We start from the raw sequence: 12,375 nt of genomic DNA, 5'->3' as shown, positions 1-12,375 counted from the left end.
CTAATTTACTCACAAAAAAACACATCAAAAGCGTAAGCGGACACTAACTCTTCTCCAATTATCCCGATACGTTCATTAATTTGTACATTAGACCTATATAAAAACGTATTACGACTCCACCTACAACATCAACATAAGTTTCGCGAATATTGAAAACACCGTAAAACAACGCATACCAAAAGATACCATTTAAAACATTTTCCTCTCCCGATTCCGGATACCATAAATCAAATAAATATGAGAAAAACACGCCCTCTCAATAAAGAAAAAGTTTGGATAACAAAAACACTGAACATCCCTTTAATGGAATCACAACCCTCGCGTAAAATAGAACGCCCTAAATAGAATAGATTTGGATTACAAATTCATGCGTTTGTTTTAAAAAGGCATCTCGCTCCTCAGCCTATCTCACGACAATGTTCGTAAATATTATAACTATAAATCCATTAAACACGACCCTCTTTACACTTAATAAAACACTATTATTATATTTTCCTACCCCCAATGTTGCAAAAAACCTTGGAATTTTAGAGCATTCATAAGAGGCATTTTTAGTGCTTTCTTGCACAGTTTTTATCCACACACCCCCACTTATGACGTGTAAAAGACATTGTTCTGATTGATTCAATATAAAAAATAATAAATTATTAATAATAAACAATGGCTAGCTTTGTTTATGAGACACATTCATTGCTAAGATAATCATCTCTGTATCAAACATAAAAGTTTCCCCATAGGTGCTGTCGTTTTCATCATAATCTATTTTGACCTTCTCCTCATCCCACGAAGATTCTTAATTCATACAGATCTGCACACCGTTCATTTTCTTGTCTAAAAGATTCCTCTGGCTCACTATTTTATGTGATTCAATTAATCTATAGTATATTGATTTATAAAAATAATAATTTTTTTCAATTTGAATCATAACTTCGAATACTGTAAAATTCTTCCATCACAAACCCTCTTATCAATTAAAATCTCTTGTCTACACGTCACAAGAAGACATGTGAGCAAAATGATGAAAAACGCTCTCTAATGCTAAAAACTGTAGCAACATTAGAGGCTAGCAAAGTATATAATGAGTGTCGACTTGCACTTTATTAAGCGTAAAGATAGAGTTGCTCTATGGGTTTTATATTCTTCACAAGGAACTTTACTTCTACACCATTCATAAACACCGCCTCGAAATAGATATGACGCGCATTAAAAAATATTTCTAAGAAAGCGTATGAATCTACCATACAAGTGTCTTCTGTTGTTTGAGATACTCTGTTTTACATGGGGGTGTTACTCCATTAAGACTCTATGAACCAACCTAATATTCACCAAATATCCACACAAAAAAACATCGAATACATAAAATTTGATATGAGCCTCGTATCACTACTCTAAAAAACAGTACTTTACGATACAACAAAATAATAAAACTGTTTCAAAATGGCCTTTTGAAAATAAACTATTTCTTTTGAAGAAAAATTTCTATCAAGCTTTCAAGCTCCTAAAATGCATCCTCAAAAATACAAGTTCCACCAACCTCTACTTGATAGCATAACAGTTTTAATTGCTGAAAATGCCTCTGTGGTATACCAAAAATAAAAAATCATTATATTTCTAGTCTGTTAAGCTGCCATCTGGCGTCGTGCAATAATTGTAAGCCCTAACAAAACTTGACGAATGATAGCTTCGCCCAAAAGTGGATTTTTACGACTGTCTAAAACAGCACTCTGAATTCTTTCCATTGCATAAGAAATTTGTTCTAATTTCCAATATTTTAAAGCTTGTTCAACGATCTTTTTCCGTTGAAAAAAAATGGGAGGACGAGCTTCAGAAACCACCGTAAAAGGCGATTTTCCTTCAACCTCTACCTGATAACGCAATAGCTGTAATTGCTGAAAATGCCTTTGAGCTGTACTCAAAATTAAAAAAAGTGCCCCATGCACTGCTGCATGTCGATTAAAATGCACTTCAAAGCCTGATATATCGCCCAATAAAAGAGCATCAATGACTTCATCTTGAGAAAGAGCACTGACATCGCTTACAACAGCTTTCACATCTTCAAGAGTAACGTGAGCATTTGCAGCGTAAAGACAAAGCTTTTCTAATTCACCTCGTGATACAAGGCGATCCGCCCCTAAACTTTCATGCAACCATCTACGTGCATCCAAAGAAATAGTCTTCTTAAACTGCCTTAAAACCTCATCAATCAAACCGTCAAGAGAACGCATATCATCGGCAAAACAGGGCAAAGCCATCGCTTTTGACGCCGTTTCAACAGCATTGCGCAACCCTGTTCCTTTTTTTAAATCCCCTGATTCAATGAGTATAAAACAAGCTTCTGGTGGCTTCTCAATTAAAAGTTTTAAGGCAGCAAGAAAACCTTTTTGATTAGCCGCATTAGAGATCCATATCAAACGATCTCCCCCAAAAAGCGATAACGTACGCGCTTCATTTTCCAAACGCGCAGGATCTTTATCAATTTCAGCAGCATCCAAACGAATTGTCGAAAATGGATCTTCTATTGCTACCTGTGTAAGTTTTGCAAAACATTGTGCACGCTCACAAACAAGACCACGATCTGGCCCATAAATGAGAACAATAGGAAAAGCACGTGAAAAACGCGTTAAAAACTGATCAACTTCATGTGCTTTTTTCTGAGCCACATTATTAATCCATTAACAGTTCATCATCATCAAGAACTTCCCCGCGAACTTTCTGAAACATGCCAATTAAATCATTGACATTCAAGCCCTTACGCTCTTCATGACAGACATCCAAAATCACTTTTCCACTATGCAACATCAAGGTGCGATCGCCATAATCAAGAGCCTGACGCATAGAATGAGTCACCATGATAGTCGTTAATTTTTTCTCTTCAACGATTTTTTCAGTCAACCGCATCACAAAATCAGCCATTCCAGGATCAAGTGCTGAGGTATGTTCATCAAGCAATAAAACATCCGCATGTGCTAACGTTGCCATCACAAGACAAACTGCTTGGCGTTGCCCACCTGATAAACTATCCATAGGATTATGAATATATGCTTCAAGACCAATGCCTAATTGAGCAATTTTCTCTCGAAAAAATTGCCGTTTCTCATAATTTAAAGCCGCACGCAAACCACGACGACTTCCTCGAAGAGCAGCAAGAGCCAAATTTTCTTCAATTGTTAAAGAACCACAACTTCCCTCTAACGAATCTTGAAAAACACAAGCAATTTTTCCAGCGCGTTCACTGACTGATTGCCTAGAAACATTTTGTCCATTGATAACCACTTTCCCTGTTGAAGGAAGCGTTGCACCCGCTAAAACACTGAGCAAAGTTGATTTACCAGCACCATTTGAACCAATAACCGTAACAAAACTACCCTGATCAATTTTCAGGTTAATATCAATTAAAGCCTGTTTTTCCAAAGGTGTTTGCGGTTTAAATGTGACCCCAACATGAAAAAATTCAATCACGTTTACGCCTCCTCCAATAGCGTGGCACAATAAGGGTTAAAATAACCAACAGTGAAGTAATCAACTGAAGATCTGTCGACGTATCAATACCAATTCCATTTGCTTCAAATGCAAATTGCACCGCCACACGATAAAGCACAGACCCTACAATACAGCTGATTATAATCCAAAAAATATTGCGCGTACGAAAGAGAGTTTCACCGATAATCACGGCTGCCAATCCAAAAACAATTGTTCCAATTCCACCGGTAATATCTGTTGCAATCGCAGTTTGAATATAAAGAGAACCACCAAGTGCCACACACGCATTGGAAAGCCCCATTCCAAAATATATCAATGCTGATGTATGAACACCTTGCGCCGTCGCCATGCGTGGATTAGCTCCCATTGCACGCATAGCAAGACCAATTTCACTTTCCAAAAAGCGCCAAATCAAAAACGCCATAACGAGCAACACAATACCAACGAAAAAAGGACGCACAAAAATATCAGACAAACCAAACAGATTATAAAAGGGCGTTAACGCCGTATCAGCAAGAGCTAAATTAACATTAGACCCTCCCATAATTCCCATAATACGAAGATTAACCGTATAAAGTGCCGACATTGTTAAAATAGAAGCTAAAAGATTCAAAATGCCAAAACGCAAATTCAACATAGCCGTTAATAAACCAGCCACCATACCTGCACAAAAAGCACATGCCATAGCTGTCCATGCATTGAAACCCAAGAGAATCAAAACACCACAGACACAGGAACCAAGAAGAAACGATCCATCAACTGTTAAATCAGGAAAATCTAAAACCCGAAATGAAAGATAAACCCCTATAGCAACAAACGCATAAATAAGGCCTAATTCCACAGCACCAGAAAACGCAAATATATTCATGTAAAAACAATCTCCATGAAAACTTAACGTATTTTTATAGGATCAACACTTTGATCAATAAAAGTTATTGAATCACTTTTGTTGCACGGTCAATAACTGCCTGCGGAATAACAATCCCTGCTTTTTGGGCTGCTTTCAAATCAATTCGAATGTCATTATTAGCTGCCTGTACAACATCAATATCACTAGGTTTTTCACCCTTTAGAATACGCACGACCAATTTTCCAGCATCAACCCCTACATCATAGAAATTCACACCTTGCGTCATAAAAGGCCCGCGCCCGATAGTATTAGCATCAACAGTAAATACAGGCATATTGGCTTCCTCTGAGACCTTTATTGCACCTTCTAAAACAGATAAAATCGTATTATCAGCAGGAACAAAAATAATATCGACCTTACCGATTAAAGCGCGTGTTGCTGCCTGCACATCTGAAGGCTTTGGTGCCGATGAGGGAATAATTTCAATTCCAGCTTTTTTTGCTACATCCTTTAACGTTTTAAGTGTCGAAACAGAATTTGCCTCAGAAGCATTATAAAGATAACCAATTTTTTTCAAATCTGGTTTTACTTCTTGTAAAAGTCTAACACTTTCTGCAACATCTATACGATCAGAACTCCCCGTCATATTACCGCCAGGTTTGGTAAGTGAAGAAACGATTTTAGCTCCGATAGGATCAGAAATCGCTGCAAAGACGATAGGAATTGTTTTTGTTGCCGCAAGCATCGTTTGTGCTGAAGGCGTGGTAATTGCTACAATAACATCGGGTTTATCACCAACAAATTTACGTGCAATTTGCGTTGCTGTTGAAATATTACCCTGCGCTGATAAAAAGGTAAGTTGAAAATTTTCACCTTGCTTATAACCATTTGCTGCAAGCACATCTTCCACACCTTTACGAACAGCATCCGCAGCAGGATGGACCATAATTTGCGTTATTGCAACTTTAACGTGTTTAACTTGGTCATCAGCCTTTGCAACACTGTTCATCATAAAAACAGTTGCAATGATAATCCCTAATATATTTATTCTCTTCAACATTATATTCCACCCCTCTCCATGCAAAAATTAAAAAAGGAATAATTTATTACTGAAGAATTTTCTAAAATCAATCTTTATTTCATTTTATTTAAACATGGACAAAATAAATCAAACTAAAATGATATTTTTTTGTTGCAATTCGTAGAAGCCTACGCCATACAGACAAGACATATATCGAATCGGTAAGCGGGTGTAGCTCAGGGGTAGAGCACAACCTTGCCAAGGTTGGGGTCGTGGGTTCGAATCCCATCGCCCGCTCCATTGAATTTTGTATTTATTCGTTCTTGTATGGAGTTATAGCTTGTCATCGGTTGTTGTAGCTGTATGTAGCTTGCCAGCAGGTTTTGTATATTTTTCCACTCGGTTTTGTATCAATTTACTTTTTTCAAAGTTTTTCTAAGATTCGTAATTTCTTGTGAAGCATCTATTGGATTGGGGCTTAGATCTAAGATAATAATTTTTAACTTAGACGGATTTTTTTACAGCCCCCGTATAAAAGATTAATTAGAAATGATGAGCAATGACAAGAAAAACAAATGTTAAACAAATCAAAAATTGACTTATCATTAGAGAATAATTTTTGTTCAAAAGTACATTTTTTACCAAAATTGTGCCCTAAAATGAAGGTTGTTGATTTTTCAAATGGCGTGTCTTCTATTAATTCAACATTTGCTTCAGATACATTCAATATTATCTCTGCTAAAAATTTACAAGAAACTATACCTGTAGAGCAGGCAAAATCTATAATCGCTTCCTTTAATGCGCAGAAACTACCTTTAGCTTGGTGGGTTGGACCTCATTCGTCTCATTATAAAGTTGATGAAGTTCTCTTATCTATTAGCTTAGAGCATGTTGAAACAGAGGTAGGCATGGCAGCTTTAGCGCAAAATATAGACTCACATGTTACTTCTATGCCGGATAACTTCAAAATCAAGGAAGTTGAATCACTTCAAGATTTTAGAGATTATGGAAATGTTATGGCATCAGTCTTCGAGCCTTTTGATGAAGAAGCAGTTATATTTTATGAAACAATAGGCCGTTGTTATAAATAAAGACTCTGATGTAGAGATGTTCGTTGGTTATATAAATAACAATCCTATAGCAATATATTTTTGTATTAAAGCAGATGGAGTTGGTGGAGTGTATGATATTGTCACCAATCCAGATTTTCAGAAAAGAGGTGTTGGGTCATTCATGACAAAAATTGCTATTGAGCATTTAAAAAGAAAGAAATGTCATGTTATTGGTATGCAAGCCTCTCACGAGGGAATTGGCATTTATAAAAAATTGGGCTTTACAAACTTTGGTGAATTTAAAATTTATTCCAATAAACACATGATCATTGAGTGATGAATTCTTTTTTGCTCATCAACTAAAAGAATTTATTATTTTCAGCAGAGCTCAGATATGATCAAGCAATCGATACAACCAAGGAAGCTTGGCCAATCCCCTTTACTACTGATAGTGAAAAGCTAAAATCATTACAAATATAATTGTTTTAAATGACTCACTCAAATTTTCTTATTTTCTTACTTTGTCTTAAATAAAGATATCTATCACAAATCTAAGTTGAATAAGTGTAAATTTTTTATATGATCAATAATCTACTGTTTGTTACTGATAATTATGAAGAACTCGAAAGCAAATATTTAGAACGACAGTTGCATCATAGTTTGTTAGATGGTTAGTCTGTTAGTTAATTAATAGAAAAAATTTTCGCTTTATAAAATAACCAAAGGAGCTTAAAAAAACTTTCAAAGATCATTTAAAGGTCCTTTATGTGTATTGTTTCTTTTTTATATCACAGTTGATGATGAGAAATCTCTCACGCTAATTGTATTATTTTTACACGAAATAAACTATTTTCACCTATTATGTAGAGTGAATTAAGTTTTTGGGATTTCTAGCACATCATTTGAAAGACAAAAGAAATTTTCCCTTGTACTTGTGTAAACAGCGTTGACATCATTTGGTAATCCTCTTGCTTGAACAAATTCTTATCCAGAATAATCTTCAACACAAAAATAAATTAACAACTTGATTTATAAAGATAATTTATAATTATTCATATTGAGCAAGCGTCTCAAATATCATAGGACTATCTCATTTCAAATCTCTATACATTAAAATCACTCACAATCATCTTCTCACGCATAACAGGCAAAATTGACGTATCGATAAAATTCACTTGAAGAAAGGAATAAAAACTCTTCTTCTGAACGCTCTGAAATACCAAAGATTATCGCAACATTGGGAGCTAAAATAGTATAGGGGGGGACCCCTTTCACCTTGAAAACGTAAAAATGGGAAGCATAATAGTTTTATACACTTCATAGAAGCTTTAGACCATTCACGAACATTATTATAAAATGGATGTGACACACCTTGAGAGAAATCTCTTTAAAATAAACATGTGAATTAACAATATAAGTGCATTCTATTTTACATGAGGAACATAACTTCAATCAAGATAAGGTAACATAAGGTGTTGAAACCGTCATAGCGCACAATAAAATCAGACCATTTTAAATGTTTAATGGTAACATCTGCTAAACAACAGAATAAAAATTCAATTTTGAAAAGATTAAACCATACGCTACAGGTCTATTGAAACTCCGATTGTACGATCGACTATCTTCTCGCTAAAATTTAATCACTATAAATATAAAAACCTTAAAACCCGCTCTAAATGCGTGAAAGTTTCTAGATCTTGCTGTATTAAATGTTGAAACTCCTCATGGCTACTCATCTGAAACGCCAATAATTCCATCAGAAAGCATCAATTTCTATTTAGAAAACCCTATCCATACCGACAAAAAACTCTGTAAATGTTAGATATCTTCAATAATTTTGATAACGATTTTGGCTCATCCTGTTTTGCCACCAATATAAGAAACAGCAAATATAGTGGGATCAGCCAGCTTTAATATTGGTCTTTCCCTCTATCCTTTTTTCTATCAAATCCTGATTTTACAATTCCTTTCTCTCTCTTTTTTTATACTCAAAATTGCCTCTGAAACAGGATAGATTAATCGTAAAAAATATATAAAAGAAACAAATTATAACATTTTTTTCTCATCCTTCTTAATACAAAATAACTGTTAAGCTACAATGCGCTAACACTTATCAGTCATAAGTCCAAAACAGCATATAATGACGAAACAAATTCATAGAGTGAAGATTTTTCACTATCAATTGTTGTATTAATCTTTCCATAATGCATAAAAATGATGAAGCGGCCCTCGCCCTTTCCCTACTTTTAAAGCATCTGAGGCAGTTAAAGCGCCATGCAAATAATCTTTTGCTTGTTTAACAGCGCAATCCAAAGGTTGGGTAGGTAACAGAGCTGCAATGGCAGCAGAAATGGTACACCCTGTCCCATGATCATGAGTGGTTGAAAGACGAGAGGCTTCAAGTATAACAAGGTTTTCACAATCACAATAAAGATCTGGACTAGAACAATCGTAATTTTCTGTACTATTTCTGGTAAGCGTATTCAAATGTCCCCCTTTTAACAAAACTGCACGACACCCTAGCGCCAAGAGTCGTGGAGCATATTGATACATAGTCTCTAAAGACCATTGCACTTCACATCCCAATAACAATGCAGCTTCAGGCAAATTTGGCGTGATCAAAGTTGACATCGGCACAAGAACATCACGCATAATTTCAATTGCATCAGACTTTAAAAGAACATCACCACTTTTTGCAACCATAACCGGATCAAAAACAATGAAACGCGCTTTATGATAAGCAAGACGTTCTGCAATAACCTGTGCAATCTGAGCATTTGCAACCATACCAATTTTAACGGCATCAACATGGATATCCTCAAAAACAGAATCAATTTGATCTGCAACAAAAGAAGCATCTAATGCCTGAAAAGAACGCACACCCTGAGTATTTTGTGCAACAACAGCTGTAACCACACTCATACCATAAGTTTTCATAGCTGAAAAAACCTTCAAATCCGCCTGCATTCCAGCGCCACCAGAAGGATCTGTTCCCGCAATAGATAAAATCCGTGGAATAAAAAGTTTATCTTTTTGTAATTCCATCAACCTCTTTCCTTCTGTTTTTAAATATCGGAAAATGAGTTACCGAAAAATAGATGCTTGAAAAAATATAAAGAAGATGTTTTCTCACGTGAATTATATTATATACGAAGTCTTCTTATAGATATAAAATGGAAAATGTAGTGCTTATCCTTCGTTCTATTCTTTTTACGTTCGCTTTTTATACAACAACTTTCATACAAATGATTCTTTACGCTCCCGTTTATTTTTTAATGCCCCGCAAAAAGGCATGGATTGTCCCTAAAACATGGGCGCGCGTTACTCTCTTTTTGCAAAAATACATCGCAGGCACAAGTTATGAGATTGAAGGTTTAGAAAATCTTCCCAAAGGACCCTATATCATTGCTCCAAAGCATCAATCGGCTTGGGAAACTTTCAGTCTTGTTCCCTATTTTGATGATCCCACTCTCATTTTAAAACGTGAATTGATGTGGATTCCATTGTTTGGCTGGTATATGGCAAAAACGCAAATTATCCCCATTAACCGCACAACACCCATCAAAGCCTTAAAAATGATTATACAAAAAGCAAAAGAGAAAGTAAAACAAGGGCGCCAAATCTTGATTTTTCCCGAAGGAACACGCCGACAACCCGGTCAAGAACCAGATTATAAGTCAGGAATTGTCGCGCTCTATAATGAATTAGGACTTCAAGTTGTTCCTATTGCACATAATGCGGGTTTATATTGGCCACGCAATAATTTTCGCCGCTATCCTGGAACAATTCGTGTCCGTATTCTTCCCCCGATAGAGGCTGGTTTAAGCAAACGTGATTTTCTAGATCAACTTGTCCAAAAAACTGAAAAAGCGTGTGATGAACTGCTTCTCTTAGCAGCTCAAGATCCTACCCCTCCTCCTATGCCACCATACGCTGTTCAGAAACTTCAAAAACTAAATCATCATGAAACAATGCACTGATTGATAAGAATAATGCATCACTTTGTATATTGAGCGGAGTATAGGAAACAAAAATATAAGAAAGATACTTCAAACTTTCTAATTCAAAATTATAAAACACATGTACATGATAAGAAATAATCAATGTGTAAATTTTTTTGAAAAAGAATTCTTCCTCTCTTTAAAATCATTTAAATAACTTACATCTCATTGATTTATAAGGATATTTTAGCGTTATTCAACTTGAATGAGAACCCTGAATACCGTAAGATTTTCTCATTTCAAATCTACTCTAGGTTGAATCAATTAGAATTATTTTCTTGCACATTACAAGCGGGGATACCTCGTGTGAATAAAACGATACAAGAAAAGATTAAAATACTTTTTACGAACCGTCTCAAATACCAAGGGCTGTCCTAATAGGAAAGCAAGAAAAATGTATGATTATGCAGATTCGTTCCTTCCTAAGAAACATCAATCCCCCAAGAATCTGAAATCTTGTACAATCTTCATTATTTAAAAAGTATTTCTTGAGATACTTAAGTCATCAAACCAAATTCAAGGGGAAAATAAAAATGAGTGTTGTTTTTTATCCCACATACACAACGGATACAGCAATTAACCATCTTTCCTCCCTATCCTAGACTTAAAAGCTTTGTGTGCTACATTAAAACAATTCTAAATAACGAATAAGAGGGAACTAGATTTAAATTAATGCAACGTCTCTTCTATAATTTATTTTTTTCTGTGATTTTGAGTTTATCCAGCGCTGTTGCTCTAGCGCAGCCTTTTATTTCTGTTGATGTTACAACGAGGCGTATCTTAAAACATAATCAAGCTTTTGAGCGTTGGTATCCTGCTTCCTTGACAAAATTAATGACCGCTTATGTTATTTTTCGTGCCATGAGCCGAGGGGAAGTTTCACCAAACAAACATATCACCATCAGCGAATACGCCGCAAAAGCTCCCTCATATCGTTCAGGCTATAAAGCTGGTTCTGTACTCACACTTGATACAGCCTTAAGTATTACCATGGTTAAATCTACCAATGATTTAGCCATTGCCATGAGTGAAGCTATTGCGGGTTCACAGAAAGATTTTGTACGTAAAATGAATAGCGAAGCTAAACGTTTAGGCATGTTTGGCACCCATTTTGCGAACGCAAGTGGTTTACCAGATCCTCAAAACTACTCCACGGCACGCGATATTGCTCTTTTAGCCGTTCAAATACGTCGAGAATTTCCACAATATGCTCATTATTTTTCTATTCCAGCCATTGATTTTGGTAATAATCGAAAAATCCAACATAACTCAAACAACCTCATTGGCCGTTTTTATGGGATAGACGGTATGAAAACAGGCTTTATTTGTGCCTCTGGTTTTAATCTTGTTGCCTCAGCCACCCGCAATAAACGTACAATTATTGCTGTCATTCTAGGTGCTAACAACATAAGTGAAAGAGAAGAAAAAGCTGCACAACTTCTTGAAACAGGATTTTTGCACCAAGGAAACCCCCAATTAACACTAGCAACATTAAAACCTTATGGGAGCAACATAACACAAGCCAACAATATGAGACAACAAACATGCACACCTGAAGCCATAAAAATGCATGCAAATTCATATGATGATCAAGGAAATATTATTCTCACCTCACCTTTTATCACTGCTCCACCTTCTTTTTCTCATCCTTTATCAGTACATCTCATTCGTACGCCACAAACACCTAAAATGACAGTAAAACCACTAAGAAAACCCTATATTCCGTATAAAAGGCACGCAAACCATTCTATAAAAAGTCATAAATCATAATCTAAAATTAATTATAATACTTTGATTTATAATGATAATTAATTATTTTGTACCTTATGTCAGAACCACAAGTATTGTAAGATTCTCTCATTTCAAATCTGTATTTGTTGAAGCAATAAAAACCAGTTTCTTGCCACCACAAGGTGGATGAACATGTAGATAAAATAATTAAAACAAAGAATAAAAATTCTTCCTATAAGT

9 protein-coding genes and 1 tRNA gene are annotated in these 12,375 nt (G+C 35.5%); 5 read left to right on the top strand and 5 right to left on the bottom strand.

From position 1 onward, the window contains the following. Nucleotides 1-1,619 precede the first annotated feature (1,619 nt). The 4 genes from holA to ACFILY_RS00975 all read right to left on the bottom strand — a co-directional run bounded on the left by holA (nucleotide 1,620) and on the right by ACFILY_RS00975 (nucleotide 5,390). Entirely contained in the window at nucleotides 1,620-2,660 is a 1,041-nt protein-coding gene (gene holA / locus ACFILY_RS00990; RefSeq protein ID WP_375637315.1) for a DNA polymerase III subunit delta, read from the bottom strand. A gap of 4 nt (nucleotides 2,661-2,664) precedes the next feature. Then, nucleotides 2,665-3,459: an ABC transporter ATP-binding protein gene (locus ACFILY_RS00985; protein WP_375637313.1), complete on the bottom strand. Its 795-nt coding sequence runs from the start codon at nucleotides 3,457-3,459 to the stop codon at nucleotides 2,665-2,667. Then, complete coding sequence (locus tag ACFILY_RS00980; protein ID WP_375637311.1) at nucleotides 3,452-4,348, bottom strand: ABC transporter permease; 897 nt, start codon at nucleotides 4,346-4,348, stop codon at nucleotides 3,452-3,454. Before ACFILY_RS00980 ends, ACFILY_RS00985 begins: the two co-directional genes overlap by 8 nt. 64 nt (nucleotides 4,349-4,412) lie before the next feature. Next, nucleotides 4,413-5,390 (bottom strand): ABC transporter substrate-binding protein, encoded by a 978-nt coding sequence (locus tag ACFILY_RS00975; protein ID WP_375637309.1) that lies wholly within the window; start codon nucleotides 5,388-5,390, stop codon nucleotides 4,413-4,415. Nucleotides 5,391-5,576: 186 nt separating this feature from the next. Between ACFILY_RS00975 and ACFILY_RS00970 the strand changes: the two genes are divergently transcribed. The 3 genes from ACFILY_RS00970 (at nucleotide 5,577) to ACFILY_RS00960 (ending at nucleotide 6,740) form a co-directional block, all read left to right on the top strand. Next, nucleotides 5,577-5,651 (top strand) — tRNA-Gly (locus ACFILY_RS00970). 275 nt (nucleotides 5,652-5,926) lie between these two features. Next, nucleotides 5,927-6,442, top strand: coding sequence for a hypothetical protein (locus ACFILY_RS00965; RefSeq protein WP_375637307.1), 516 nt, complete (start codon nucleotides 5,927-5,929; stop codon nucleotides 6,440-6,442). Nucleotides 6,443-6,458: 16 nt separating this feature from the next. Then, nucleotides 6,459-6,740 (top strand): GNAT family N-acetyltransferase, encoded by a 282-nt coding sequence (locus ACFILY_RS00960; RefSeq protein WP_375637305.1) that lies wholly within the window; start codon nucleotides 6,459-6,461, stop codon nucleotides 6,738-6,740. A 1,853-nt stretch (nucleotides 6,741-8,593) separates the two neighbouring features. Here the strand turns inward: ACFILY_RS00960 and thiD are convergent. Then, a complete protein-coding gene (gene thiD / locus ACFILY_RS00955) occupies nucleotides 8,594-9,448 on the bottom strand; it encodes a bifunctional hydroxymethylpyrimidine kinase/phosphomethylpyrimidine kinase (protein ID WP_375637303.1) in 855 nt (284 codons plus the stop codon). A gap of 128 nt (nucleotides 9,449-9,576) precedes the next feature. Here thiD and ACFILY_RS00950 point away from each other — a divergent pair, with 128 nt between their 5' ends. Together ACFILY_RS00950 and ACFILY_RS00945 are read left to right on the top strand one after the other, a co-directional pair. Beyond that, nucleotides 9,577-10,383 (top strand): 1-acyl-sn-glycerol-3-phosphate acyltransferase, encoded by an 807-nt coding sequence (locus ACFILY_RS00950; RefSeq protein WP_273790137.1) that lies wholly within the window; start codon nucleotides 9,577-9,579, stop codon nucleotides 10,381-10,383. Between the two features lie 693 nt (nucleotides 10,384-11,076). Further along, nucleotides 11,077-12,174 (top strand): D-alanyl-D-alanine carboxypeptidase family protein, encoded by a 1,098-nt coding sequence (locus tag ACFILY_RS00945; protein WP_375630665.1) that lies wholly within the window; start codon nucleotides 11,077-11,079, stop codon nucleotides 12,172-12,174. Nucleotides 12,175-12,375 lie beyond the last annotated feature (201 nt).

It is taken from the genome of Bartonella sp. CL25QHWL (assembly GCF_042195335.1).
In the GTDB taxonomy this organism is placed as follows: Bacteria; Pseudomonadota; Alphaproteobacteria; order Rhizobiales; family Rhizobiaceae; genus Bartonella.
Note: the sequence above shows the minus strand (reverse complement) of the source record. Positions and strands in the feature narration are given on the sequence as shown.